Genomic DNA, 25,920 nt, shown 5'->3' on the forward strand with positions numbered 1-25,920 from the left:
GCTACGTAGCTCAGCTGGTTAGAGCACATCACTCATAATGATGGGGTCACAGGTTCGAATCCCGTCGTAGCCACCATCTTTTTTTGCGGGAGTGGCGAAATTGGTAGACGCACCAGATTTAGGTTCTGGCGCCGCAAGGTGTGCGAGTTCAAGTCTCGCCTCCCGCACCATTCACCAGTCAGCGTTGTACGGATGGGGTATCGCCAAGCGGTAAGGCACCGGTTTTTGATACCGGCATTCCCTGGTTCGAATCCAGGTACCCCAGCCATCGAAGAAACAGTAAGACAATTTGGCTACGTAGCTCAGCTGGTTAGAGCACATCACTCATAATGATGGGGTCACAGGTTCGAATCCCGTCGTAGCCACCATATTCGGGACGTATCGATACACATCGATAAATCCGCAAACAATTTGTTGGGGTATCGCCAAGCGGTAAGGCACCGGATTCTGATTCCGGCATTCCGAGGTTCGAATCCTCGTACCCCAGCCAAATTAAAAAGTCGTTCAGCAATGAACGCACTGTTGCGCTAAAACCGGGGTAGTGACGGTTAAATGCAACAGACAATTGGGGTATCGCCAAGCGGTAAGGCACCGGATTCTGATTCCGGCATTCCGAGGTTCGAATCCTCGTACCCCAGCCACTTCAATGCAAAAAAGCCCACCTCGGTGGGCTTTTTTGTTATTGGCGTTTTGCCATCCTGGCGCATCACTGACTGCCGGGCAGGCGCTTTCCACGACGCCCCTGCCCGCGACGCCGGTTTACAAGCCTAACGCATACTTCAGCGCCTGACGCTTCAGCACCCCGGCGCGTTCGGCCGCCATCAGGCCAATATTGCGCAGCATCCGCACCGGCGCCAGGTCATTGCTGAATCCGGCGTAAAACAGATCCATCCCCGACTGCATAATAAAATTATCCGCCCGCCGCCGCCCCTGGTAGCGCTTGAGCACCGGCAGGCTGGCCCACTCTTCGCCGCGGCCGCGCGCTTGCGTCAGGACCTCCAGCAGGGCGTCGACATCACGATAGCCAAGGTTAACCCCCTGCCCCGCCAGCGGATGAATGGTGTGCGCCGCATCGCCCACCAGCGCCAGACCAGGCTGAACATACTGCAGCGCATGACGCCGGGTGAGCGGGAAGGCGCCGGCCGCCTGCGGCGTCACCCGCCCGAGACGCGCCGGGAAATGGCGGGCGATCTCCTGCTGGAGCTGGGGCATGGACATACCCTGCAGCTGACGGATCCGCGCCGGGGCGTCATACCACACCAGCGAGGCCCAGTTGTCGAACAGCGGCAGGAAAGCGCGCGGTCCGCTGGGGGTAAACTGCTGCCAGGTGCTGTCGCCGGGATCGTCGGCGCATTTGACGCTAATGAGCATACAGGATTGCTGATATTGCCAGGCATGCACGCCGATGCCGGCCATCTCCCGCACCTGAGAGCTGGCGCCGTCGGCGCCGATAACCAGCCGGGCGTGGATCGTCTCCCCGTCGCGTAAACGCAACGCCGTCTCCGCCTCGCCGCGCTGCATCGCCTCCAGTTCGCCGCCAACACGCAGGGTAACCCCTTCGTGCGCCGTCAGCGCTTGCCACAGGCCCCACTGCAGGACCTTGTTCTCGACCATATAGCCCAGCTCCGGCAGCTTAAGCTCGGCGGCGTCAAAGGCGACGTGGGCGCTCTCCCACTCCCAGGTCTCCAGACGACGGTAAGCGTGGACGCGCATCGCCCGCACGGCATCCCAGACGCCAAGGCTTTTCAGCAGGCCGACCGAGGCCGCGCTGATCGCCGAGATCCGCACATCCGGAGCGGATGCCGGATCGAAAGCCGGAGGCGCCGTTTTCTCAAGCACCGTCACGGTAAATCCCTGTTGCGCCAGCCCCAACGCCAGGGCGCCGCCGACCATGCCGCCGCCCACGATGGCGACATCTGTTGCGTGAATTGTCATGGCTATTATCCTTAAAGCAGAATCCGTTAAGTTTACCGGATTTTTCGCCCTCTTGCGGTGATAACGCTCGCACTGGTCAGGGGGCGACCAAAGCATTACAATACGCGCCCTGGAATGCGAAATTCACCCTGTATATATCCCCGCGTTTTGGATATCTATTACTGAGCATGAGCAAGTCAATGACAAAAAAACTCCATATTAAAACCTGGGGCTGTCAGATGAACGAGTATGATTCATCAAAGATGGCCGATCTGCTGGATGCGACACATGGGTATCAACTGACCGAAGTGGCGGAAGAAGCAGATGTGCTGTTGCTCAATACCTGCTCAATTCGTGAGAAGGCCCAGGAAAAAGTTTTCCATCAGCTTGGCCGCTGGAAGCTGCTGAAAGAGAAGAACCCGGACCTGATTATTGGCGTTGGCGGCTGCGTGGCTTCCCAGGAAGGCGACCATATTCGTCAGCGCGCGCACTATGTCGATATTATTTTCGGGCCGCAAACCCTGCACCGCCTGCCGGAGATGATTAACTCCGTGCGCGGCAACCGCAGCCCGGTGGTTGATATCAGCTTCCCGGAAATTGAAAAATTCGATCGCCTGCCAGAACCGCGCGCCGAAGGCCCGACCGCCTTTGTCTCGATTATGGAAGGCTGCAACAAATACTGCACCTACTGCGTGGTGCCCTACACCCGCGGAGAAGAAGTCAGCCGCCCGTGCGACGATATCCTGTTTGAAATCGCCCAACTGGCGGCGCAGGGCGTGCGTGAAGTCAACCTGCTGGGCCAGAACGTGAACGCCTGGCGCGGCGAGAACTACGACGGCACTACCGGCAGCTTTGCCGACCTGCTGCGCCTGGTGGCCGCTATCGACGGCATCGACCGCATTCGCTTCACCACCAGCCACCCGATCGAATTTACCGACGATATCATCGACGTCTATCGCGATACGCCGGAGCTGGTGAGCTTCCTGCACCTGCCGGTGCAGAGCGGCTCCGACCGCGTGCTGAACCTGATGGGACGCACCCATACCGCGCTGGAGTATAAAGCGATTATTCGCAAGCTGCGTGAAGCGCGTCCGGATATTCAGATAAGCTCCGACTTTATCGTCGGCTTCCCCGGCGAAACTACGGAAGATTTCGAAAAGACAATGAAGCTTATCGCCGACGTCAATTTCGATATGAGCTACAGCTTTATCTTCTCCGCCCGCCCGGGCACCCCGGCGGCCGATATGGTTGACGACGTGCCGGATGCCGATAAGAAACAACGTCTGTATATTCTGCAGGAGCGCATCAACCAGCAGGCGATGGCCTGGAGCCGTCGCATGCTCGGCACGGTACAGCGCATCCTGGTGGAAGGCACGTCGCGCAAGAACATCATGGAGCTTTCCGGACGTACGGAGAACAACCGGGTGGTCAACTTTGAAGGCACCCCGGACCTCGTCGGCAAGTTTGTGGATGTCGAAATTGTCGATGTTTACACCAACTCGCTGCGCGGCAAAATCGTGCGCACCGAAGCGGAGATGGGTCTGCGTATCGCTGAATCACCTGAATCAGTGATTGCCCGCACCCGTAAAGAGAACGATCTTGGCGTAGGTATCTATCAGCCGTGATCCCTTCAGGCCTGTCGGTTCCGGCAGGCCTTGTAATTCCTCTCTCCGTCCCTATATCTACAGCAATGCTTGCGCCATTCTCCTGTGACGTAAATAATTTCCTGATTAGCCGGCCACGCGCCGCGTCCGGCCACCTGCGTAAAGAGGAACAGTTTGAACATAGACACTCGTGAAATTACCCTGGAGCCAGCGGATAACGCACGCCTGTTAGCCCTGTGCGGCCCGTTTGACGACAACATCAAACAGCTGGAACGTCGGTTAGGCATTGAGATCAACCGCCGTGACAATCACTTTAAACTGACCGGACGCGCCCTATGCGTGCACGCCGCCGCCGATATTCTGCGCAGCCTGTATGTCGACACGGCGCCGATGCGCGGTCAGATTCAGGATATTGAACCAGAGCAGATCCATCTGGCGATCAAAGAGGCGCGCGTGCTGGAGCAGAGCGCCGAGAGCGTGCCGGAGTACGGAAAAGCCGTCAATATCAAGACCAAGCGCGGGGTGATCAAACCGCGTACGCCGAACCAGGCGCAGTACATCGCCAATATCCTCGATCACGACATCACCTTCGGCGTGGGTCCGGCAGGTACCGGGAAAACCTATCTGGCGGTGGCGGCGGCGGTCGATGCGCTGGAGCGCCAGGAGATCCGCCGCATTCTGCTGACCCGTCCGGCCGTCGAGGCGGGCGAAAAGCTCGGCTTCCTGCCCGGCGATCTGAGCCAGAAGGTCGACCCGTATCTGCGCCCGCTGTACGACGCGCTGTTCGAGATGCTCGGCTTTGAGAAGGTGGAAAAGCTGATTGAGCGTAACGTCATCGAAGTGGCTCCGCTGGCCTATATGCGCGGACGGACGCTGAATGACGCCTTTATCATTCTTGATGAAAGCCAGAACACCACCATCGAGCAGATGAAGATGTTCCTGACCCGCATCGGCTTTAACTCCAAGGCGGTGATCACCGGCGACATCACGCAGATTGACCTGCCGCGCAGCACCAAATCCGGTCTGCGCCACGCCATCGAAGTGCTGGCGGAAGTGGATGAGATCAGCTTTAACTTCTTCCATAGCGAAGACGTGGTCCGCCATCCGGTGGTCGCCCGCATCGTGAACGCCTATGAGGCATGGGAAGCCGCAGACCAGAAACGTAAAGCAGAACTGGCCGCCGAGCGCAAACGCGAAGCCCAGGAACAGGAGCAAAAATGAGTCAGGTGATCCTCGATTTACAGCTGGCCTGCGAAGAGACCAGCGGCCTGCCGGACGAAGCCCTTTTTCAACGATGGGTCGACGCCGTCATTCCGCCGTTTCAGGAGGAGTCAGAGTTAACGATTCGTCTGGTCGACGTTGCAGAAAGCCATGAGCTGAACCTGACCTATCGCGGCAAGGATAAACCGACCAACGTCCTCTCTTTCCCGTTTGAAGCGCCGCCGGGGATTGAAATGCCGCTGCTCGGCGATCTGATCATTTGCCGTCAGGTGGTGGAGCAGGAAGCCAGCGAGCAAGGGAAGCCGCTGGAGGCGCACTGGGCGCATATGGTGGTTCACGGCAGCCTCCATCTGCTGGGTTACGATCACATCGAAGATGACGAAGCGGAAGAGATGGAAGCCCTCGAAACAGAGATAATGCTTGCTCTGGGCTATGAGGACCCGTACATTTCCGAGAAGATTGCTGAATAGCCCCCTGCCGGATGGCGGCGCTTGCGCCTCATCCGGCCGCTGTTCATGCATTTACCCGCCTGAACCTCAGGCAACCCATGCCGTCCGGCGCTGAGTGTACGCGCGACGAGCGACATTAAATCAACATGAGAACCCAAACGACGCCATGAGCGACGACAATTCACACAGTAGTGACACAGTAAACAGCAAAAAGGGATTTTTCTCCCTGTTACTCAGCCAGCTCTTTCACGGGGAACCGAAAAACCGCGATGAACTGCTGGCGCTGATCCGTGATTCCGGGCAGAACGACCTTATCGATGAAGATACCCGTGACATGCTCGAAGGGGTAATGGATATCGCCGACCAGCGGGTCCGCGACATTATGATCCCCCGTTCACAAATGATTACCCTGAAACGCAATCAGACGCTGGACGAGTGCCTTGATGTCATCATCGAATCCGCCCACTCGCGCTTCCCGGTCATCAGTGAAGATAAAGATCACATCGAAGGGATTCTGATGGCCAAGGATCTGCTGCCGTTTATGCGCAGCGACGCCGAAGCTTTCAGCATGGAAAAAGTGTTACGGCCGGCGGTTGTCGTTCCGGAAAGCAAGCGGGTCGACCGCATGCTGAAAGAGTTTCGCTCACAGCGCTACCATATGGCGATCGTTATTGACGAATTCGGCGGCGTCTCCGGTCTGGTGACCATCGAGGATATCCTTGAGCTCATCGTCGGGGAAATTGAAGACGAATACGACGAAGAAGAAGATATCGATTTCCGCCAGCTGAGCCGCCATACCTGGACGGTGCGCGCTCTGGCCTCCATCGAAGACTTCAATGACGCCTTCGATACGCACTTCAGCGATGAAGAAGTGGATACCATTGGCGGACTGGTAATGCAGGCCTTTGGCCACCTGCCGGCTCGCGGCGAATCTATCGACATTGATGGTTACCAATTCAAGGTAGCAATGGCAGATAGTCGTCGTATCATTCAGGTGCATGTTAAGCTGCCGGATGACGCTCCTCAGCCGAAGCTGGAAGAGTAAGCGGCGGCGCTGAAGGTCACGGCCAGCCGGGAGACAGACCGTGGGCGATCCCCGGTTGTCCCCTCCCCCGGCTGGCAAACAGCATAGCCTGTGGCAACAGGCGTTAATTAACGGGACGATTAGCCTAAATGGTATTTGCCTCTCTTCTTGAACGTCAGCGCGTACGTCTGCTGCTGGCGCTGCTATTCGGAGCCAGCGGAACGCTGGCTTTTTCACCTTATGACTTCTGGCCCGCGGCGATTATTTCGCTGGTCGGTCTGCAGGCGTTAACCCTCAACCGCCGCCCGCTGCAAAGCGCCGGCATCGGCTATTTCTGGGGGCTCGGCCTGTTCGGCACGGGTATCAACTGGGTCTATGTCAGCATCGCGCAGTTTGGCGGTATGCCGGGCCCGGTTAACGTCTTCCTCGTCGTGCTGCTGGCGGCCTATCTCTCGCTCTACACCGGCCTGTTTGCCGGCCTGCTCGCCCGTCTGTGGCCCAAAACCAGCTGGCTGCGGGTGGCGATCGCCGCTCCCGTCGTCTGGCAGATCACCGAGTTCCTGCGCGGCTGGGTGCTGACCGGTTTTCCGTGGCTGCAGTTCGGCTACAGCCAGATTGACGGCCCGCTGAAAGGCCTGGCGCCGGTGATGGGCGTCGAGGCGATCAACTTCCTGCTGATGATGGTAAGCGGCCTGCTGGCCCTGGCCCTCGTACAGCGCAACGGGAAGTCGCTGGTCATTGCCGCGCTGCTGTTCGCCCTGCCGTTCCCGCTGCGCTATATCCAGTGGTATCAGCTGCTGCCGGCGCGTGCGACGCAGGTCTCGCTGGTGCAAGGCGATATCCCGCAGGCCATGAAGTGGGACGAGAAGCAGCTGGTTAACACTCTGAAAACCTATCTGACGCTGACCCAGCCGCATATCGGCCACTCGCAGCTGATTATCTGGCCCGAATCGGCGATCCCGGATCTCGAGATCAACCAGCAGCAGTTCCTCAGCATGATGGACGATCTGCTGCGCGCAAAAGACAGCTCACTGATCACCGGCATCGTCGACGCGCGTCTCAATAAGCAGAACCGCTACGACACCTACAACACCATCATTACCCTCGGCAAAGATAACCCGTACCGCTACGACTCGACCAACCGCTACAACAAGAACCATCTGGTGCCGTTCGGCGAGTTTGTACCGCTGGAGTCGATTCTGCGTCCGCTGGCGCCATTCTTCGACCTGCCGATGTCCTCCTTCAGCCGCGGTCCCTACGTGCAGCCGCAGCTGATGGCGCATAACCTCAAGCTGACCGCGGCCATCTGCTACGAGATCATCCTCGGGGAACAGGTGCGGGATAACTTCCGTCCGGACACCGACTTCCTGCTGACCATCTCCAACGACGCCTGGTTCGGCAAGTCCATCGGCCCGTGGCAACACTTCCAGATGGCGCGGATGCGCGCCCTGGAGCTGGCCCGCCCGCTGCTGCGCAGCACCAACAACGGCATTACCGCCGTCATCGGCCCGCGCGGCGAGATTCAGAAGATGATCCCGCAGTTTACCCGCGAGGTGTTGACCACCACCGTGACGCCCACCAGCGGCTTGACCCCTTACGCCCGCACTGGCAACTGGCCGCTGTGGGCGCTGACGGCGCTGCTCGGCTTCGGCGCGCTGCTGATGAGCCTGCGTCAGCGTCGCCGATAAATGCTCTGCCGGCGACGCCCGTCGTCGGCTTTTTTTTCTTCCCGTCATTTGCCACCCTGGCACAGTCATTGCTTTATTTAATCGGGTAGCGCCGTCCTCTGGCCCAGTGCAACCGGGTTGCACCATAAACGATCGGCGGTCGCGCTATTTTGGTGCAATGGAAGATATTTGCCTCCGATTGGTGCGGAGCGCTTCGCAAAAATAAACAATAAAACAGCAAAATCTTTACATTAAGCCAAACTAAATGCTAACAAACACATACAAATGCGGCACGTGGATGCGTGCCCCCAATAACAACACACACAATCACAATGGGTATCAATAGCGTCGGTGACGCTGCGGATAAGGAGTTGGATATGCAATTACGTAAACTGGCCACGGCAATGCTGGTAATGGGAATGACCGCTGGTCTGGCGCAGGCGGAAGATGCTGCCCCGGCGGCTGGCCAGAGCACTCTGGATAAGATCGCGAAAAATGGCGTTATCGTTGTCGGCCATCGCGAATCTTCCGTCCCTTTCTCTTACTACGATAACCAACAGAAGGTTGTGGGTTACTCTCAGGACTACTCCAACGCCATCGTCGATGCCATCAAGAAGAAGCTGAACAAACCCGATCTGCAGGTCAAACTGATCCCGGTTACCTCGCAGAATCGTATCCCGCTGCTGCAGAATGGCACCTTTGATTTCGAGTGCGGCTCAACCACCAACAACCTCGAGCGCCAGAAACAGGCGGCCTTCTCCGATACTATCTTCGTCGTCGGCACTCGTCTGCTGGTGAAGAAAGGCGGCCCGATCAAAGATTTCCCGGACCTGAAGGATAAGGCGGTCGTTGTCACCTCCGGGACCACCTCAGAGATCCTGCTGCATAAGCTGAACGATGAGAAAAAAATGAATATGCGCATCATCAGCGCCAAAGATCATGGCGACTCTTTCCGCACCCTGGAGAGCGGACGCGCGGTGGCCTTTATGATGGATGACGCTCTGCTGGCCGGCGAACGCGCCAAGGCGAAGAAACCGGATAACTGGGAAATCGTCGGCACCGCGCAGTCGAAAGAAGCCTATGGCTGCATGCTGCGTAAGGACGATCCGGCCTTCAAGGCGCTGGTCGATGAAACCGTTGCCCAGGCCCAGACCTCTGGCGAAGCGGCGAAGTGGTTCGATAAATGGTTCAAAAACCCGATTCCGCCAAAAAATCTTAACCTGAACTTCGAGCTGTCGGACGACATGAAAGCGCTGTTCAAATCACCTAATGACAAAGCACTGAACTAATTATAACAACCAGGGGCGGGATATCCTGCCCTCCCGATGATTGTCACAGCACGGACAGACTATACGGCGGCTGGTCGTTCCCCAGCCGCCGCGAATACCGAAACAAGCTGGACAACCGTCTTCGAGGGTAGCAATGGCTACCCTTTTTTTTCCAGGAGTCATGTATGTCAATAGACTGGAACTGGGGGATATTCCTGCAACAGGCCCCCTTCGGCAACACTACCTACCTGGGCTGGCTGTGGAGCGGTTTTCAGATCACCGTCGCCCTCTCCATCTCGGCCTGGATCATCGCTTTTCTCGTCGGCTCGCTGTTCGGTATTTTACGCACGGTGCCCAATCGTCTGCTCTCAGGGATTGGCACCTGCTATGTCGAACTGTTTCGCAACGTGCCGCTGATCGTGCAGTTCTTTACCTGGTACCTGGTGGTGCCGGAATTCCTGCCGGAAAATATCGGCATGTGGTTTAAATCGGAGCTGGACCCAAACATTCAGTTCTTTGTCTCCTCCATGCTGTGCCTGGGGCTGTTTACCGCCGCTCGCGTCTGCGAGCAGGTACGCGCCGCGATCCAGTCGCTGCCGCGCGGGCAAAAGAACGCCGGTCTGGCGATGGGGTTGACCCTGCCGCAAACCTACCGCTACGTGCTGCTGCCGAACGCCTATCGCGTTATCGTGCCGCCGATGACCTCGGAGATGATGAACCTGGTGAAAAACTCGGCCATCGCCTCCACCATCGGTCTGGCCGATATGGCCGCGCAGGCGGGCAAACTGCTGGACTACTCCGCTCATGCCTGGGAGTCTTTTACCGCCATCACCCTGGCCTATGTTTTCATCAACGCGGTGATTATGCTGATTATGTATGTGGTCGAGCGTAAGGTTCGCCTGCCTGGCAATATGGGAGGCAAATAATGTACGATTTTGACTGGAGTTCGATCGTTCCCTCCATGCCCTACCTGCTGGCGGGGCTGGTGATCACCCTGAAGATCACAGTGATCGCCATCGTGGTCGGTATCGTCTGGGGCACCCTACTGGCGGTAATGCGCCTGTCCAGCTTTCTGCCGCTGGCCTGGTTTGCTAAATCCTACGTTAACGTGTTCCGTTCTATCCCGCTGGTGATGGTTCTGCTGTGGTTCTACCTGATTGTCCCAGGCTTCCTGCAGAACGTGCTGGGATTGTCGCCGAAAACGGATATTCGCCTGATCTCGGCGATGGTGGCGTTTTCGATGTTCGAAGCCGCCTACTACTCGGAGATTATCCGCGCCGGCATCCAGAGCATCTCCCGCGGCCAGTCGAGCGCCGCGCTGGCGCTGGGAATGACCCACTGGCAGTCGATGCGGCTGGTGATCCTGCCGCAGGCCTTCCGCGCCATGGTACCGCTGCTGTTAACCCAGGGGATCGTCCTCTTCCAGGATACCTCGCTGGTGTATGTTTTGAGCCTCGCCGACTTCTTCCGTACCGCCTCGACGATTGGCGAGCGTGACGGGACCCAGGTTGAAATGATCCTGTTCGCGGGCGGCGTCTATTTTGTGATTAGCCTCAGCGCCTCGCTGTTGGTCAGCTGGTTGAAGAAAAGGACTGTGTAATGATTACCCTGAAAAATGTTTCAAAATGGTATGGTCACTTTCAGGTGCTGACCGATTGCTCCACGGAAGTGAAAAAAGGCGAAGTCGTGGTGGTCTGCGGGCCGTCAGGCTCCGGTAAATCCACACTGATTAAAACCGTGAACGGCCTTGAGCCGGTGCAGCAGGGGCAGATTATCGTCGATGGCACCGTGGTTAACGATAAAAAGACCAATCTTGCCAAACTGCGCTCGCATGTCGGAATGGTGTTTCAGCATTTTGAACTGTTCCCGCACCTGTCGATTATCGACAACCTGACGCTGGCGCAGGTTAAGGTGCTCAATCGTGACAAAGCGTCATCGCGCAAGAAGGGTCTCAAGCTGCTGGAGCGCGTGGGCCTGGCGGCGCATGCGGAAAAATACCCGGCGCAGCTCTCCGGCGGCCAGCAGCAGCGCGTGGCCATCGCCCGTGCGCTGTGCATGGACCCGATCGCCATGCTGTTTGATGAACCTACCTCCGCGCTCGACCCGGAGATGATCAACGAGGTACTGGACGTCATGGTGGAACTAGCCAACGAAGGGATGACTATGATGGTGGTTACCCACGAAATGGGCTTCGCCCGCAAGGTGGCCAACCGGGTGATCTTTATGGATGAAGGAAAGATTGTCGAAGACGCCGATAAAGAAGCGTTCTTCGCTAACCCACAATCCGATCGCGCCAAAGACTTCCTCGCCAAAATTCTGCACTAACTTCTGCGGCGCGCACGATATCACCGTGCGCGCCTGTCAGCCCCTCCCCTTTTCAATCGCTTCATCTCAAAGCGACAGCTTCACAACGTGAAGTAAAAATTTCACAAAGAATTCAGGGGCCGTAGAATAGATTAACCGCCACGTCATCGTTAGCATACGGCATCTTGTAATAATCCCCGTGAGTTTAAATTTCTTGAAAATAATATTTCAATTGACTTGCTATACGTCGCGCAGGCTATTTCATGCCGCGCACAACCATTAATTATAATCTTACTCAATGAAACAAACGGATATTGCTTCATGCGGACTAACACTAACAGACTGGCCATTATTTTGTGTTTAAATTTGCTCACCTGCTTTACCGCCTGGGCGGGTATTGAGGCCGCAACGGTAAACCAGGTTGAACAGGATAAAGCCCGTGAAAGCGCATTAATGCCCCATCAGCAGCAATACCAATCTTCTCGTACCCATACGAAAAAGCAAACCTTGATATTTCCCGAAGAAGCGACCTGTCGGTATATCACGAAAGTTGATATTACCTCCGAGGACAACGCAAAAACCACCGCCCTCCTCGGGAAGATCGCAGCCCAGGCGCCCGGCCATTGCCTCGGAATAGAAGGGATTCGCCTGCTGACGAACGCCTTACAAAATGAACTGATAACGCAAGGGTATATTACTTCCCTGATCGATATCCCTTCTCAGTCACTAGAAGGGGGCATTCTCAAAATAACGCTGACTTATGGCAAAACGGGGCATATTGATTTTGCGCCGAAGAGCGCCGTGACGAACCTGTGGACCTCCATGCCCACGCATACCGGTAAAATCCTGCGCCTCAGCGATCTTGAACAAGGGATGGCTAACCTGCAGCGGCTGCCTGGCGCCAGCGCCCATATGAAGCTGCGGCCCGGGGAACACATTGGCGAAAGTGATATTGAAATCGCTCGGGTAATGGATAAACAGTGGCAGGTTGGCGCCTGGCTTGATGACGCAGGCAGCCGCGCCAGCGGTCGCTATCAGGGCGGCGGCGCGCTATACCTTTACGATTTATCTTCATTGAACGATATTCTTTCCATCTCGGCAGGCGGCGACGTTGAATTCAACCAGCACAACGACGGCAACCATAACGGCAACCTTTACTACTCCGTGCCTTTTGGTTACTGGTCATTGAGCCTGTACGGCTCCTACAGCCAGTACCGCCAACTGTTTAAAGGAAGATGGTCAAGCATCGACTACAAAAGTAAAAACCGTTATTACAGCGCGACCCTTAGCCGCCTGCTTTCGCATACCCGACAACAAAAAACGACCGCCGATCTGCGCATAGCAAAGAGCAGTTCGCACTACTTTTTCGGCGGCGATGAGCTGCATGTGATGCGTAAACAAAATCCTGTCTGGGAATTTACCCTGCGCCACCAGCGCTATTTTAACAATAAAATTGTCGACGCCAGCGTAGGTATTCAGCGCAGCCTGCCGTGGCTCAGCTCCGTGCCTACGCCGGAGGAAAAAGCCGGTTTATATAGCCGCCATTCGCGCATCGTTCACGCCGATATACAGGCCTTAATGCAGTTTGCCGCAACCGGCGATAAGTTTAGCTGGATGCCGCGTTTCCATGCCCAGTTCAGCCCGGATAGATTATCTTCGGACAACCAGTTTAATATCGGCAATCGCTGGACGGTTCGCGGCTTTGATGGTGAAAATACGCTTTCGGCCAATCAAGGCTGGTACTGGCGCAATGATTTTAGCTGGAATATTCCCACCCCCGACCGGCAGGTATATCTTGGTCTTGACTTCGGCCGGATCATTGGTAGCGAGCGCGCCAGGCAAGGAAAAAGTCTTTCTGGCGCAGTCGGCGGCGTCCGCGGAGAAATAGCGTCTACGCAATATGACTTTTTTATCGGCACGCCCATCAGTAAACCTGACGACTTTCATAGCGATGCCATGAATATGGGCTTTTCATTACAGTGGAGGTATTAGTTTTCATCAGCACATTACTGCAATTTACTGATTCATTTTTTCATATTTAAAGGAATAAATTACATGTTTAAATTCAAGGTTTCATATGTTGCGCTGGCTGCAGCGCTAAGTTCATCCGTTGTTTATGCCGATCCGTCAAGCTATACGCATAAATCAGGGGCAAATGTTATTGATATCGAAGCCCCTAACGCCGCTGGCGTCTCACATAACTTATATCGCGAATTTAACGTCGGCCCTAACGGCACCATATTAAACAATAGTGCCAGTGACGTTAATCACGACACTCACGGTAATATCGCAAAGAATAACAATCTGACCAACGGCAGCGCTTCCGTCATTTTAAATGAAGTGACCTCCAATAAAATGAGTAACCTGCAGGGCTTTATCGAGGTTAACGGACAAAAAGCCGATGTCGTTATCGCCAACCCTAACGGCATCTCCTGCTCCGGATGCAGTTTTATTAATACTAACAAAGCAGTGCTGACGACAGGCCAGGTCAAATTGAGCGACACCGGCGCGATTGATAGCTATACGGTCACGCAGGGTAAAATCACCATCGGCGATAAAGGTATGAACGCCTCCTCAAACTATGCGATCTTGCTTGCGGATGCCATTGCGATTAACGGTACCCTGAACGCCGCCAGCACCGCCCTCAGCGCGGGTAACTTCACATATAATAACGCTACCGGAGAGATAGCAAACCATGGGAAAACGGCTACGGTCATGCAGATGCTCATACCGGAATATAGTATTGATATCAGCAATCTAGGCGGTATCAAGGCCAATAGCATCAGTATGGTGGGGAATACCTTAGGCCTCGGCGTGCGTAATAAAGGCGTTATTAGCGCAAACTCTATGCTTATGATGACGAGCTATGGTTCTCTGATTAATGAGGGCGCCATCAACGCGGACGGCCTTGTCGCTAATATGGTGTCGGCAGGCGATATGAAAAATAAAGGTACCATTAATAGCACCGCTTACGCTACGGCGTTGTCCAGTTTGGGGACATTAAACAATGAAGGCACTATTGCCAGCAGCAAAACACTTGGCGTAAATGCTAGCGGCGATCTCGTTAACGCGGGTACTTTTAGGGGAACTCAGATGCTATCCGTAGCCAGCGGGGGCAATCTCACTACTCGCTATGGGTCCTATATCGACACCGATGGCCAGTTAGCCGTGTCCGCCGTCAATATCGATAACGGCGGCTCAATCCTGGGCGATGTCACAAACATTGCTTTCAGCGGCAATACGCTTAACGTCACCGGCAACATCCGGGCTAACTCCAGCCTGACCGTGCAAGCTAAAAAGGATGACAACATCACTTCGGGGAAGATATATAACAAAGGTCGCATTGAAGGTAACGATGTATCCATAGTGACTAACGGCAATCTGGATCAGGAGGGGAATATTGTTGGTCAACATTCCCTGTCGATTAAAGGCGATGTGATCGATAATACTTATTATATTTACGGCGACACGCTGAGCATCGAGAGTAATTACCTGCGGAACAGGGCAACGATCGACGGGAATGCTGTCAACATCACCGCGAATAACGGCATACTTAATGAGGGTCAAATGATGAGTAGCGGGGACATGACTCTGTATACGCAACAAACCGCTGACATCACCAACTATAAAACGATTAAGGCGAATGGTTCCCTGACGATGACCACCCGGTATGTCAAAAATGGTGGCTACCGCTGCGGTTTCCTGAACCTTTCAATTTGTAATGCAGGTTCTCTTTCTGCTGATAAGTTAGTGGTCAATTCTTACCATAACTACGCCTCTGACATGGGTGGTCGCCAGCAGTATAAACAGGCAGAAATAAATACTATTCGTTGACAATAAGCGATGCGCTGGCGACAGCGCATCGCCGATGAGTCTCCGCAAATGACATAGCCTTGTTATCAGACAGCGCCCACGCCCCATTAGCAAGCGCACCGCGCATCTTATTCCAAATTAATTTGGTCAATATCATACGCTGAGCTGGCTGCGATACGCTGCGCGTTATGCTCCACGATAATCCGTGGCGGTGTAAAAAATATGAGCATAACACCAATAAATCTATAAGGTTTATATTGCCCCATTAAATTTATCATTAGTTATTTTTTCACCGGCCCGGCGCAATCATTCAGCACCGGGCCCGATCGATCAGGGCTCAAACGGGCGACGCTGGAACTGATCGTGGCCGCACTTCGGACAGCGCGGTAGCACATCCGGGGTATACACCGCCAGGTGATAGTGACACTTCTCACACACCAGGTTGCCTAAACCGACCACTTCGCCGCTGTGGTATACGCCGTGGTGATTCAGATCCTGAAAAACCTCCCGCCACTCAAGCTGGGTTTTGTCAGTGATATCGGCCAGCTCCTGCCACAGGCTCTCTTTGATCACCCGCATAAACACGCTGTCGCTCTCGTCTTCATGACTCTCTTCGTAGCTGCGGGCAAACTCCTCAAGATCGCGCTTGACCGCGGCTATTACCGACTCAATCTCGCTCTGCGTCAGATCGCCGGCGCGGACAATTTTATCGCGTGCCTGCGTCACCAGCGCGTCAATATCGCGTTCTCCATGGCGGAGCCGTTCGCTGAGCGAGGAGACCAGTTCACGGTAATATTGAGCAACCTTGTTCATCATTTCGCCTCCGGTGTGGTTAACGTCTTCTGATAATAGACCTTATTCCTCTCCCGCTGTGTCTGACAAGCCACAGACTCGCGAAATAATCTGCCCAGCTTTTGCCGATGTTGATGTGCGAAAAGCTGTTTTGACGTTGGCGTTTGGGCTATGCTATGCCGATCTGAAATAACACATCCATTGGCTACATTTTGTAGCTGTATTGAAAACAGGACCACTGGCTGCCATGCAAGAGCAATACCGCCCGGAAGAGATAGAATCGAAAGTCCAGCTTCACTGGGACGAAAATCGTACATTTGAAGTAACTGAAGACGAGAGCAAAGAGAAGTATTACTGCCTGTCGATGCTTCCTTATCCTTCTGGTCGACTACACATGGGTCACGTGCGTAACTACACCATCGGCGACGTGATTGCCCGCTATCAGCGCATGCTGGGTAAAAACGTCCTGCAGCCGATTGGCTGGGATGCGTTCGGTCTGCCTGCGGAAGGCGCGGCGGTAAAAAACAACACCGCGCCAGCGCCGTGGACCTACGACAACATCGCCTACATGAAAAACCAGCTCAAAATGCTGGGCTTCGGCTATGACTGGAGCCGCGAGCTGGCGACCTGCACCCCGGAATACTACCGCTGGGAGCAGAAGTTCTTCACCGAGCTGTACAAAAAAGGCCTGGTGTACAAAAAAACCTCCGCGGTGAACTGGTGCCCGAACGACCAGACCGTACTGGCCAACGAGCAGGTTATCGACGGCTGCTGCTGGCGCTGCGACACCAAAGTCGAGCGTAAAGAGATCCCGCAGTGGTTTATTAAAATCACCGCCTACGCCGATGAGCTGTTGAACGATCTGGATAAGCTGGACCACTGGCCGGACACCGTGAAGACCATGCAGCGCAACTGGATCGGCCGTTCTGAAGGGGTGGAAATCTCCTTTGACGTTAACCATTACGCCGACAAGCTGACCGTCTACACCACTCGCCCGGACACCTTTATGGGCTGTACCTACCTGGCGGTCGCTGCGGGTCACCCGCTGGCGCAGCAGGCTGCGGCCAACAATCCGGCGCTGGCCACCTTTATCGACGAATGCCGCAACACCAAAGTGGCGGAAGCCGACATGGCGACGATGGAGAAAAAAGGCGTCGATACCGGCTTTAAAGCTATCCACCCGCTGACCGGCGAAGAAATTCCGGTATGGGCGGCTAACTTCGTGCTGATGGAGTACGGCACCGGCGCGGTGATGGCCGTTCCGGGTCACGACCAGCGCGACTACGAGTTCGCCAGCAAATACGGGCTGAACATCAAGCCGGTGATCCTCGCCGCCGACGGTTCTGAGCCAGATCTCTCGGAGCAGGCGCTGACCGAGAAAGGCGTCCTGTTTAACTCCGGCGAGTTCAGCGGCCTCGATTATGAAGCGGGCTTCAACGCCATTGCCGACAAACTGGCAGCCATGGGCGTCGGCGAGCGTAAAATTAACTACCGCCTGCGCGACTGGGGCGTGTCCCGTCAGCGCTACTGGGGCGCGCCGATCCCGATGGTCACCCTGGAAGACGGCACCGTGCTGCCGACCCCGGAAGATCAACTGCCGGTGATCCTGCCGGAAGACGTGGTCATGGACGGCATCACCAGCCCGATCAAAGCCGATCCTGAATGGGCCAAGACCACGGTTAACGGCCAGCCGGCGCTGCGCGAAACCGACACCTTTGACACCTTTATGGAATCCTCCTGGTACTATGCGCGCTACACCTGCCCGCAGTATCAGGAAGGGATGCTGGATTCGCAAGCGGCCAACTACTGGCTGCCGGTCGATATCTACATCGGCGGTATCGAACACGCGATCATGCACCTGCTCTACTTCCGCTTCTTCCACAAGCTGATGCGCGACGCGGGCATGGTCAACTCTGATGAGCCGGCGAAACAGCTGCTGTGCCAGGGCATGGTGCTGGCTGACGCTTTCTACTACGTAGGCGAAAACGGCGAACGTAACTGGGTCTCCCCGGTTGACGCCATCGTCGAACGTGACGAAAAAGGCCGCATCGTTAAGGCCAAAGACGCGGCGGGCCACGAGCTGGTGTACACCGGCATGAGCAAGATGTCCAAGTCGAAAAACAACGGCATCGACCCGCAGGTCATGGTTGAGCGCTACGGCGCGGATACCGTGCGTCTGTTCATGATGTTCGCCTCCCCGGCGGATATGACCCTCGAGTGGCAGGAATCTGGCGTCGAAGGGGCGAACCGCTTCCTGAAACGCGTCTGGAAGCTGGTCTACGAACACACCACCAAAGGGGACGTTGCGGCCCTGAACGTGGCGGCGCTGAGTGAAGATCAGAAAGCGCTGCGTCGCGATATCCACAAAACCATCGCCAAAGTGACCGATGACATCGGTCGTCGTCAGACCTTCAACACCGCCATCGCGGCGATCATGGAGCTGATGAACAAGCTGGCGAAAGCGCCGCAGGAAGATGAGCAGGATCGCGCTCTGATGCAGGAAGCCCTGCTGGCGGTCGTGCGTATGCTCAACCCGTTCACCCCGCACGCCAGCTTCACCCTGTGGCGTGAGCTGAACGGTGAAGGCGATATCGACAACGCGCCGTGGCCGGTGGCAGATGAAAGCGCGATGGTGGAAGACAGCACCCTCGTCGTCGTCCAGGTCAACGGCAAAGTTCGTGGTAAAATTACCGTTGCGGTAGACGCAACTGAAGAGCAGGTCCGCGAGCGCGCCGGCCAGGAGCATCTGGTGGCGAAGTATCTCGACGGCAAAACCGTGCGTAAAGTGATTTACGTTCCGGGTAAACTGCTCAATCTGGTCGTTGGCTAAGCGCGGGAGGAAGCGTGCGATATCTGGTAACAATGTTGTTATCTCTGGCGGTGCTTGCCACCGCCGGCTGTGGCTGGCATCTGCGTAGCACTACCAAGGTGCCCACCACCATGAAAACCATGATCTTCCAGTCGAGCGATCCGAACGGGCCGTTAAGCCGCGCGGTGCGTAATCAGCTGCGTCTTAACGGCGTGGAACTGATCGACGCCAGCACGCTGCGTAAAGATGTCCCTTCTCTGCGCCTCGATGGATCGTCGATTCAGAAAGATACGGCATCGGTGTTCCAGGACGGTCGTACGGCGGAATATCAGATGGTCATGACCGTTCATGCCAGCGTCCTGATCCCGGGTCACGATATCTATCCGATAACCACCAAGGTCTATCGTTCGTTCTTTGATAACCCGCAGGCGGCGCTAGCCAAAGACGCCGAGCAGGATATGATTATCCAGGAAATGTACGATAAAGCGGCGGAACAGCTGATTCGTAAACTGCCAAGCGTTCAGGTAGCGGATGTTGAAGCCACCCAGCAGGAAGAAAAACCGGTCGCGGGCAGCACCGCGCCGGCGTCCTCGGGTAACCGCGTCTCCACCACGCTGGGTCAATGATGATTCGGTTGTACCCGGAACAGCTCCGCGCGCAGCTCACTGAAGGGCTGCGCGCGGCCTATCTGCTGCTTGGCAACGATCCTCTGCTGTTGCAGGAAAGCCAGGACGCTATTCGCGAAGCCGCTGCCGCGCAGGGCTTTACCGAACACCACACCTTCACTATCGATAGCAGCACCGACTGGCAGGCGCTTTTCGCCTTAAGCCAGGCGATGAGCCTGTTTGCCAGCCGGCAAACCCTGCTGTTGATCCTGCCGGAAAACGGCCCCAACGCGGCGATCAATGAACAGCTGGCGACGCTGGTCGGTCTGCTGCACGACGACCTGCTGCTGATCGTTCGCGGCAGTAAGTTGACCAAAGCCCAGGAGAATGCCGCGTGGCTCACCGCGCTGGCTCAGCGCGCCGTCCAGGTCAGCTGCCAGACGCCGGAATACGCGCAGCTGCCGCGCTGGCTGGCTGCGCGGGCCAAACAGCATCAGCTGCAGCTCGACGACGCGGCCAGCCAGCTGCTGTGCTACTGTTACGAAGGCAATCTGCTGGCGCTGGCGCAGGCGCTGGAGCGGCTGGCGCTCCTCTGGCCGGACGGTAAGCTGACCCTGCCCCGCGTTGAGCAGGCGGTGAACGATGCCGCGCACTTTACCCCTTACCATTGGGTCGATGCCCTGCTGGCAGGCAAAAGCAAGCGCGTGCTGCACGTTCTGCAGCAGCTCCGTCTTGAAGGCTGCGAGCCGGCGATCCTGCTGCGTACGCTACAGCGGGAGCTGCTGCTGCTGGTCACTCTCAAGCGCCAGTCGGCACAGACGCCGCTGCGTTCGCTGTTTGATAAACATCGGGTCTGGCAAAACCGCCGTCAGCTGCTCAGCGACGCCCTCGCCCGACTCAGCGGCGAACAGCTGCGCCAGGCGGTGACCCTTCTGACCCGCGCGGAACTGACCTTTAAACAGGATTACGGGTACGACATCTGGCCCGAACTGGAAAGTCTTTCGTTGTTGCTCTGCCACAAAGCCCTGGCGGACGTTTTTATTGATGGTTGATATGACTCACTTACAGGCAATCTATGGCGGCACCTTCGATCCGGTGCATTATGGTCACCTCAAGCCGGTCGAGATCCTGGCGAATCAGATTGGCCTGAGCAAGGTCATCATCATGCCTAATAACGTCCCGCCGCATCGTCCCCAGCCGGAAGCCACCAGCGCCCAGCGCGTGCACATGCTGAAGCTGGCGATTGCCGATAAGCCGCTGTTCACGCTCGATGAACGCGAACTGCGGCGCGATACCCCCTCCTGGACGGCGCAAACGCTGCAGGAGTGGCGCCAGGAGCAGGGGCCGCACAAGCCGCTGGCGTTTATCATTGGCCAGGATTCGCTGCTCACCTTTCCCACCTGGCATAACTATGAAACCATCCTCGACAATGTCCACCTGATTGTCTGCCGCCGGCCGGGTTACCCGCTGACCATGGCCCATGAGGCCGATCAGCGCTGGCTGGATCGCCATTTAACCCACGACGTGGAGTCTTTGCATCACCGTCCTTCCGGCGTGATCTACCTGGCTGAGACCCCGTGGTTCGATATTTCGGCGACGATCATTCGCCAGCGCCTTGAGCGCGGCGAGTCCTGCGCCGAGATGCTGCCGGCCGCGGTGCTGGACTACATCCGCGAGCAGGGTCTCTATTGCTGACCCCGGGCTGGGCCTGGCGCGAAAAAAGCGCTATCGTAACGCCACCTCTCCAACGCCTGTCAGAGCCTGTTCATGAAATTGTGGTTAGTTCGCCATGGCGAAACCGAAGCTAACGTTGCCGGGTTATACAGCGGCCACGCCCCCACGCCCCTGACGCCGCGCGGCGTCGCTCAGGCGCGAGCGCTCGGTGAACGACTGCGCGCGGTGCCTTTCGATAAAGTCTTCTGCAGCGAGCTGGCGCGGACCGGGACAACGGCCGATCTGCTGCTTGGCGATCGCGCTATCCCGCGCGAATGCCATGCCGCGCTCAATGAGATGTTTTTCGGTGACTGGGAGATGCGCCATCATCGCGACCTCCAGCGAGAAGATGCGGAAAACTATGCCGCATGGTGCGCTGACTGGCAGCACGCGGCCCCGACCAACGGCGAAAGCTTTCAGCGTTTTGCCCGCCGCGTCAGCGAATTTACCCCCACGCTGACCGACTGCCGCCATCTTGACCACCTGCTGATCGTCGGCCATCAGGGCGTCCTGAGCCTGCTGACCGCCCTGCTGTTGCAGATGCCCGCCGCGGCGATGTGGCACTTTCCGATAGCCCATGGCGCCTGGAGTCTCCTCGACATTCGCGACGATTTCACCACCCTGCGGGTATTAAATAGCCAGGCCGTCTGGCAGCCGCAAGAAGAATTCCCGCCGAACCATTGACAGGCCAGAGCAGGCTGCTATTCTCCGCTGCCAGGCAGCATCCGCCAAAGCAGGTTTGCAGAAATTGTTTTACAAAAATGGCGATGCAATCCTCGGCGAGGGATGGGATGATACTCCGCCGCGAACGCCTGCCGACAGACATTTCACCCGACTTTTTCATTAGTTCAGGTATACTGTCAGGCTCTTTATGATTATCAATCTTCACGCACCCAGGGGGAACACTTGCAGGGTAAAGCACTCCAGGATTTTGTTATCGACAAAATTGATGACCTGAAAGGTCAGGACATCGTTGCCATTGATGTACATGGCAAATCCAGCATCACCGATTGCATGATTATCTGCACCGGCACCTCCACGCGTCATGTGATGTCCATCGCCGACCACGTGGTTCAGGAATCCCGCGCCGCCGGCTTGCTGCCCCTGGGCGTTGAAGGGGAAGCCGCCGCCGACTGGATCGTCGTCGACCTCGGCGACGTGATGGTTCACGTCATGCAGGAAGAGAGCCGTCGTCTGTACGAGCTGGAAAAACTCTGGAGTTAATGCGTGAAGTTGCAGCTGGTGGCCGTTGGCACCAAAATGCCGGACTGGGTACAGACCGGCTTTAGCGAGTATCTGCGCCGTTTTCCCAAAGATATGCCGTTCGAACTGGTGGAGATCCCTGCCGGTAAGCGCGGCAAGAACGCTGATATCAAGCGCATCCTCGAAAAAGAGGGCGAGATGATGTTAGCCGCTGCCGGTAAAAACCGCATCGTGACCCTGGATATTCCGGGTAAACCATGGGATACGCCGCAGCTGGCGCGCGAACTGGAACGCTGGAAACAGGACGGGCGCGACGTCAGTTTGCTGGTCGGCGGCCCGGAAGGCCTCTCTCCAGCCTGTAAAGCAGCGGCGGAACAGAGTTGGTCGCTCTCCACCCTCACCTTACCTCACCCGCTGGTGCGCGTACTGGTGGCCGAGAGCCTGTATCGGGCGTGGAGCATTACCACCAACCATCCGTACCACCGTGAGTAATGATGATCAGGGTAGACTGAGCAGCGAATGAAATTACAGAATTCTTTCCGCGACTATACGGCTGAATCCTCGCTGTTCGTGCGCCGGGCGCTGGTCGCTTTTTTGGGGATTTTGCTGCTTACCGGCGTTCTGATCGCCAACCTGTACAATGTGCAAATCGTTCGCTTCGACGACTATCAGACGCGCTCGAACGAAAACCGCATCAAGCTGGTGCCGATCCCGCCGAGCCGCGGCATTATTTACGATCGCAACGGCACCCCGCTGGCGCTTAACCGCACCATTTATCAGCTGGAGATGATGCCGGAGAAAGTCGATAACGTGCAACAGACGCTGGATGCGCTACGCGACGTCGTCGATTTAACCGACGATGATATCGCCGGTTTCAAAAAGGAGCGCGCCCGCTCCCATCGCTTTACCTCGATTCCGGTCAAGGTCAACCTCAGCGAAGTGCAGGTGGCCCGCTTTGCCGTCAACCAGTACCGCTTTCCCGGCGTGGAAGTCAAAGGCTACAAGCGCCGTTACTACCCCTATAACTCGGCGCTGACGCACGTCATCGGCTACGTGTCGAAAATTAACGATAAAGACGTCGACCGCCTCGATAAAGAGGGCAAACTGGCCAACTACGCCTCGACCCATGACATCGGTAAGCTGGGTATTGAGCGTTATTACGAGGACGTCCTGCACGGTCAGACCGGCTACGAAGAGGTTGAAGTAAACAACCGCGGCCGCGTTATTCGTCAGCTCAAAGAGGTGCCTCCGCAGGCCGGACGCGACATCTATCTCACCCTCGACCTCAAGCTACAGCAGTATATCGAAACGCTGCTGGCCGGTAGCCGCGCCGCGGTGGTGGTCACCGACCCGCGTACCGGCGCCATTCTGGCGCTGGTTTCGACGCCGAGCTACGACCCGAACCTGTTCGTCGACGGCATCTCCAGCAAAGATTACTCCGGCCTGCTCAACGATCCCAACACGCCGCTGGTCAACCGTGCGACGCAAGGGGTTTATCCGCCGGCATCGACGGTCAAACCGTACGTCGCCGTCTCGGCGCTGAGCGCCGGAGTGATCACGCGCAATACCAGCCTGTTCGACCCTGGCTGGTGGCAGCTGCCCGGCTCGGAAAAACGCTATCGTGACTGGAAAAAATGGGGCCACGGCCACCTGAACGTCACCAAAGCGCTGGAGGAGTCCGCGGATACCTATTTCTATCAGGTCGCCTATGACATGGGCATCGATCGCCTCTCGGAGTGGATGAGCAAGTTCGGCTACGGCCACTATACCGGTATCGACCTCGCCGAAGAGCGCTCGGGCAACATGCCGACCCGCGAATGGAAGCTCAAACGCTTTAAAAAACCCTGGTACCAGGGGGACACCATTCCGGTGGGCATCGGCCAGGGTTACTGGACCGCCACGCCGATCCAGATGAACAAAGCGCTGATGATCCTGATTAACGACGGGGTGGTGAAAGTGCCGCACCTGCTGCAAAGTACCGTGGAAGACGGCAAGCCCGTTCCGTGGGTCCAGCCTCATGAGCCGCCGGTAGGCGACATCCATTCCGGCTACTGGGAAATCGCCAAAGACGGCATGTTCGGCGTGGCCAACCGCGGCAACGGCACCGCGCACAAATATTTCGCCAGCGCGCCGTATAAAATCGCGGCCAAGTCCGGTACCGCCCAGGTGTTCGGCCTGAAGGCAAACGAAACCTATAACGCGCACCGAATCTCTGAGCGTCTGCGTGACCATAAACTGATGACGGCGTTTGCGCCTTATAACAACCCGCAGGTTGCCGTGGCGATGATCCTGGAAAACGGCGGTGCCGGCCCGGCGGTCGGTACGATTATGCGCCAAATCCTCGATCACATCATGCTGGGCGATAACAACACCACGCTGCCAAGCGAAAACCCGGCGGTAACCGCAGGGGAGGATCAATAATGACGGATAATCCGAACAAAAAATCGCTGTGGGATAAGATCCATCTTGACCCCACTATGGTGCTGATCCTGCTGGCGCTGCTGACCTACAGCGCGCTGGTTATCTGGAGCGCCAGCGGTCAGGACGTCGGCATGATGGAGCGTAAAATCGGCCAGATCGCCATGGGCGTGGTGATCATGATCGTCATGGCGCAGATCCCGCCGCGGGTCTATGAGGGCTGGGCGCCCTACCTCTATATTTTCTGTATTATTCTGCTGGTGGCCGTCGACGCCTTCGGCGCCATCTCCAAAGGGGCGCAGCGCTGGCTGGATCTCGGTATCGTCCGCTTTCAGCCGTCGGAGATTGCAAAAATCGCCGTGCCGCTGATGGTGGCGCGCTTTATTAACCGCGACGTCTGCCCGCCTTCTCTGAAGAATACCGGTATTGCCCTGGTGCTGATCTTCCTGCCGACGCTGCTGGTGGCGGCGCAGCCTGACCTCGGGACCTCGATTCTGATCGCCCTCTCCGGTCTGTTTGTGCTGTTCCTCTCCGGCCTCAGCTGGCGCCTGATCGGCATTGCGGTGGTGCTGGTCGCCGCCTTTATCCCGATTTTGTGGTTCTTCCTGATGCACGACTATCAGCGCCAGCGCGTGATGATGCTGCTCGATCCGGAAACCGACCCGCTGGGCGCGGGGTATCACATTATTCAGTCTAAAATTGCCATTGGCTCCGGCGGTCTGCGCGGCAAAGGCTGGCTGCACGGCACCCAGTCGCAGCTGGAGTTCCTGCCGGAACGCCATACCGACTTTATCTTCGCCGTACTCGCCGAAGAGCTGGGTCTGATTGGCGTACTGATCCTGCTGGCGCTCTATATTCTGCTGATCATGCGCGGACTGTGGATCGCCGCCCAGGCGCAGACCACCTTTGGCCGGGTCATGGCCGGTGGTTTAATGTTGATTTTATTCGTTTATGTCTTCGTAAATATTGGTATGGTGAGTGGTATTTTACCGGTGGTGGGCGTACCGTTGCCGCTGGTGAGCTACGGGGGCTCCGCCCTGATCGTATTGATGGCCGGGTTTGGTATCGTGATGTCGATCCATACCCACAGAAAAATGTTGTCGAAAAGCGTTTAAA

Annotated in this window: 22 protein-coding genes and 5 tRNA genes; 25 read left to right on the top strand and 2 right to left on the bottom strand. The window is 56.6% G+C overall.

Features of this window, described 5'->3' with window-relative positions; all coding sequences use genetic code 11:
- Window positions 1-85 precede the first annotated feature (85 nt).
- The 5 genes from QLG03_RS19525 to QLG03_RS19545 all read left to right on the top strand — a co-directional run bounded on the left by QLG03_RS19525 (window position 86) and on the right by QLG03_RS19545 (window position 641).
- Window positions 86-170 (top strand) — tRNA-Leu (locus tag QLG03_RS19525).
- Window positions 171-193: 23 nt separating this feature from the next.
- A tRNA-Gln gene (locus QLG03_RS19530) sits at window positions 194-268 on the top strand.
- 23 nt (window positions 269-291) lie between these two features.
- Window positions 292-368: transfer RNA gene (locus QLG03_RS19535), tRNA-Met, on the top strand.
- Between the two features lie 47 nt (window positions 369-415).
- Window positions 416-490: transfer RNA gene (locus tag QLG03_RS19540), tRNA-Gln, on the top strand.
- Between the two features lie 76 nt (window positions 491-566).
- Window positions 567-641, top strand: a tRNA-Gln gene (locus QLG03_RS19545).
- Between the two features lie 118 nt (window positions 642-759).
- On the opposite strand, the gene ubiF is transcribed toward QLG03_RS19545, so the two are convergent.
- Window positions 760-1,935 (bottom strand): 3-demethoxyubiquinol 3-hydroxylase, encoded by a 1,176-nt coding sequence (gene ubiF, locus QLG03_RS19550; RefSeq protein WP_101989802.1) that lies wholly within the window; start codon window positions 1,933-1,935, stop codon window positions 760-762.
- A 179-nt stretch (window positions 1,936-2,114) separates the two neighbouring features.
- Here ubiF and miaB point away from each other — a divergent pair, with 179 nt between their 5' ends.
- The 11 genes from miaB to QLG03_RS19605 all read left to right on the top strand — a co-directional run bounded on the left by miaB (window position 2,115) and on the right by QLG03_RS19605 (window position 15,285).
- Window positions 2,115-3,539, top strand: coding sequence for a tRNA (N6-isopentenyl adenosine(37)-C2)-methylthiotransferase MiaB (miaB, locus tag QLG03_RS19555; protein WP_004885906.1), 1,425 nt, complete (start codon window positions 2,115-2,117; stop codon window positions 3,537-3,539).
- A 153-nt stretch (window positions 3,540-3,692) separates the two neighbouring features.
- Window positions 3,693-4,739, top strand: a complete 1,047-nt coding sequence (locus QLG03_RS19560) for a PhoH family protein (RefSeq protein WP_004176871.1) — start codon at window positions 3,693-3,695, stop codon at window positions 4,737-4,739.
- Complete coding sequence (ybeY, locus tag QLG03_RS19565; RefSeq protein ID WP_023288844.1) at window positions 4,736-5,209, top strand: rRNA maturation RNase YbeY; 474 nt, start codon at window positions 4,736-4,738, stop codon at window positions 5,207-5,209. Before QLG03_RS19560 ends, ybeY begins: the two co-directional genes overlap by 4 nt.
- A 145-nt stretch (window positions 5,210-5,354) precedes the next feature.
- Complete coding sequence (gene corC, locus QLG03_RS19570; RefSeq protein WP_004197606.1) at window positions 5,355-6,233, top strand: CNNM family magnesium/cobalt transport protein CorC; 879 nt, start codon at window positions 5,355-5,357, stop codon at window positions 6,231-6,233.
- 128 nt (window positions 6,234-6,361) lie between these two features.
- Window positions 6,362-7,900, top strand: coding sequence for an apolipoprotein N-acyltransferase (gene lnt / locus QLG03_RS19575; protein ID WP_217259388.1), 1,539 nt, complete (start codon window positions 6,362-6,364; stop codon window positions 7,898-7,900).
- Between the two features lie 356 nt (window positions 7,901-8,256).
- The gene (locus QLG03_RS19580) at window positions 8,257-9,168 is read left to right on the top strand and encodes an amino acid ABC transporter substrate-binding protein (protein WP_023288842.1); all 912 of its coding nucleotides are present in this window, start codon (window positions 8,257-8,259) and stop codon (window positions 9,166-9,168) included.
- Window positions 9,169-9,332: 164 nt separating this feature from the next.
- Entirely contained in the window at window positions 9,333-10,073 is a 741-nt protein-coding gene (locus tag QLG03_RS19585; RefSeq protein ID WP_032455129.1) for an amino acid ABC transporter permease, read from the top strand.
- Window positions 10,073-10,747 carry a glutamate/aspartate ABC transporter permease GltK gene (gltK, locus tag QLG03_RS19590; RefSeq protein ID WP_002894707.1) on the top strand — a complete coding sequence of 225 codons (675 nt, stop codon included), beginning with the start codon at window positions 10,073-10,075 and terminating at the stop codon, window positions 10,745-10,747. The genes QLG03_RS19585 and gltK overlap by 1 nt, the downstream gene beginning before the upstream one ends.
- A complete protein-coding gene (locus QLG03_RS19595) occupies window positions 10,747-11,472 on the top strand; it encodes an amino acid ABC transporter ATP-binding protein (RefSeq protein WP_004885898.1) in 726 nt (241 codons plus the stop codon). Before gltK ends, QLG03_RS19595 begins: the two co-directional genes overlap by 1 nt.
- 300 nt (window positions 11,473-11,772) lie before the next feature.
- Window positions 11,773-13,443, top strand: coding sequence for a ShlB/FhaC/HecB family hemolysin secretion/activation protein (locus QLG03_RS19600; protein ID WP_023288840.1), 1,671 nt, complete (start codon window positions 11,773-11,775; stop codon window positions 13,441-13,443).
- Between the two features lie 63 nt (window positions 13,444-13,506).
- Window positions 13,507-15,285 (top strand): filamentous hemagglutinin N-terminal domain-containing protein, encoded by a 1,779-nt coding sequence (locus QLG03_RS19605; protein ID WP_255988259.1) that lies wholly within the window; start codon window positions 13,507-13,509, stop codon window positions 15,283-15,285.
- Window positions 15,286-15,594: 309 nt separating this feature from the next.
- On the opposite strand, the gene QLG03_RS19610 is transcribed toward QLG03_RS19605, so the two are convergent.
- On the bottom strand, window positions 15,595-16,077 hold the full coding sequence (locus QLG03_RS19610) for a zinc ribbon-containing protein (RefSeq protein WP_025999140.1): 483 nt from the start codon (window positions 16,075-16,077) through the stop codon (window positions 15,595-15,597).
- Window positions 16,078-16,303: 226 nt separating this feature from the next.
- Here QLG03_RS19610 and leuS point away from each other — a divergent pair, with 226 nt between their 5' ends.
- From leuS to mrdB, 9 genes are all read left to right on the top strand, one after another.
- The gene (leuS, locus tag QLG03_RS19615) at window positions 16,304-18,886 is read left to right on the top strand and encodes a leucine--tRNA ligase (RefSeq protein WP_044521615.1); all 2,583 of its coding nucleotides are present in this window, start codon (window positions 16,304-16,306) and stop codon (window positions 18,884-18,886) included.
- Window positions 18,887-18,900: 14 nt separating this feature from the next.
- Entirely contained in the window at window positions 18,901-19,491 is a 591-nt protein-coding gene (gene lptE / locus QLG03_RS19620; protein WP_004885890.1) for an LPS assembly lipoprotein LptE, read from the top strand.
- Entirely contained in the window at window positions 19,491-20,522 is a 1,032-nt protein-coding gene (holA, locus tag QLG03_RS19625) for a DNA polymerase III subunit delta (RefSeq protein ID WP_255988521.1), read from the top strand. Before lptE ends, holA begins: the two co-directional genes overlap by 1 nt.
- Window positions 20,515-21,165, top strand: a complete 651-nt coding sequence (nadD, locus tag QLG03_RS19630) for a nicotinate-nucleotide adenylyltransferase (RefSeq protein WP_032455122.1) — start codon at window positions 20,515-20,517, stop codon at window positions 21,163-21,165. Before holA ends, nadD begins: the two co-directional genes overlap by 8 nt.
- 72 nt (window positions 21,166-21,237) lie before the next feature.
- Window positions 21,238-21,867, top strand: a complete 630-nt coding sequence (locus tag QLG03_RS19635) for an adenosylcobalamin/alpha-ribazole phosphatase (protein ID WP_023288835.1) — start codon at window positions 21,238-21,240, stop codon at window positions 21,865-21,867.
- 222 nt (window positions 21,868-22,089) lie between these two features.
- Entirely contained in the window at window positions 22,090-22,407 is a 318-nt protein-coding gene (rsfS, locus tag QLG03_RS19640; RefSeq protein WP_023288834.1) for a ribosome silencing factor, read from the top strand.
- Window positions 22,408-22,410: 3 nt separating this feature from the next.
- A complete protein-coding gene (gene rlmH / locus QLG03_RS19645) occupies window positions 22,411-22,878 on the top strand; it encodes a 23S rRNA (pseudouridine(1915)-N(3))-methyltransferase RlmH (RefSeq protein ID WP_002894620.1) in 468 nt (155 codons plus the stop codon).
- A 27-nt stretch (window positions 22,879-22,905) separates the two neighbouring features.
- Window positions 22,906-24,807 carry a peptidoglycan DD-transpeptidase MrdA gene (mrdA, locus tag QLG03_RS19650; protein WP_023288833.1) on the top strand — a complete coding sequence of 634 codons (1,902 nt, stop codon included), beginning with the start codon at window positions 22,906-22,908 and terminating at the stop codon, window positions 24,805-24,807.
- The gene (gene mrdB, locus QLG03_RS19655) at window positions 24,807-25,919 is read left to right on the top strand and encodes a peptidoglycan glycosyltransferase MrdB (RefSeq protein ID WP_004885876.1); all 1,113 of its coding nucleotides are present in this window, start codon (window positions 24,807-24,809) and stop codon (window positions 25,917-25,919) included. The genes mrdA and mrdB overlap by 1 nt, the downstream gene beginning before the upstream one ends.
- Window position 25,920 lies beyond the last annotated feature (1 nt).

It is taken from the genome of Klebsiella sp. V115_8 (genome assembly GCF_029967715.1).
GTDB lineage: Bacteria > Pseudomonadota > Gammaproteobacteria > Enterobacterales > Enterobacteriaceae > Klebsiella > Klebsiella quasipneumoniae.

Excerpts from the sequence above, each read along its gene's own strand:
- ubiF (WP_101989802.1), bottom strand. The coding sequence starts at position 1,935 with ATGACAATTCACGCAACAGATGTCGCCATCGTGGGCGGCGGCATGGTC.
- miaB (WP_004885906.1), top strand. The coding sequence starts at position 2,115 with ATGACAAAAAAACTCCATATTAAAACCTGGGGCTGTCAGATGAACGAG.
- ybeY (WP_023288844.1), top strand. The coding sequence starts at position 4,736 with ATGAGTCAGGTGATCCTCGATTTACAGCTGGCCTGCGAAGAGACCAGC.
- corC (WP_004197606.1), top strand. The coding sequence starts at position 5,355 with ATGAGCGACGACAATTCACACAGTAGTGACACAGTAAACAGCAAAAAG.
- lnt (WP_217259388.1), top strand. The coding sequence starts at position 6,362 with ATGGTATTTGCCTCTCTTCTTGAACGTCAGCGCGTACGTCTGCTGCTG.
- QLG03_RS19580 (WP_023288842.1), top strand. The coding sequence starts at position 8,257 with ATGCAATTACGTAAACTGGCCACGGCAATGCTGGTAATGGGAATGACC.
- QLG03_RS19585 (WP_032455129.1), top strand. The coding sequence starts at position 9,333 with ATGTCAATAGACTGGAACTGGGGGATATTCCTGCAACAGGCCCCCTTC.
- gltK (WP_002894707.1), top strand. The coding sequence starts at position 10,073 with ATGTACGATTTTGACTGGAGTTCGATCGTTCCCTCCATGCCCTACCTG.
- QLG03_RS19595 (WP_004885898.1), top strand. The coding sequence starts at position 10,747 with ATGATTACCCTGAAAAATGTTTCAAAATGGTATGGTCACTTTCAGGTG.
- QLG03_RS19600 (WP_023288840.1), top strand. The coding sequence starts at position 11,773 with ATGCGGACTAACACTAACAGACTGGCCATTATTTTGTGTTTAAATTTG.
- QLG03_RS19605 (WP_255988259.1), top strand. The coding sequence starts at position 13,507 with ATGTTTAAATTCAAGGTTTCATATGTTGCGCTGGCTGCAGCGCTAAGT.
- QLG03_RS19610 (WP_025999140.1), bottom strand. The coding sequence starts at position 16,077 with ATGAACAAGGTTGCTCAATATTACCGTGAACTGGTCTCCTCGCTCAGC.
- leuS (WP_044521615.1), top strand. The coding sequence starts at position 16,304 with ATGCAAGAGCAATACCGCCCGGAAGAGATAGAATCGAAAGTCCAGCTT.
- holA (WP_255988521.1), top strand. The coding sequence starts at position 19,491 with ATGATTCGGTTGTACCCGGAACAGCTCCGCGCGCAGCTCACTGAAGGG.
- nadD (WP_032455122.1), top strand. The coding sequence starts at position 20,515 with ATGGTTGATATGACTCACTTACAGGCAATCTATGGCGGCACCTTCGAT.
- QLG03_RS19635 (WP_023288835.1), top strand. The coding sequence starts at position 21,238 with ATGAAATTGTGGTTAGTTCGCCATGGCGAAACCGAAGCTAACGTTGCC.
- mrdA (WP_023288833.1), top strand. The coding sequence starts at position 22,906 with ATGAAATTACAGAATTCTTTCCGCGACTATACGGCTGAATCCTCGCTG.
- mrdB (WP_004885876.1), top strand. The coding sequence starts at position 24,807 with ATGACGGATAATCCGAACAAAAAATCGCTGTGGGATAAGATCCATCTT.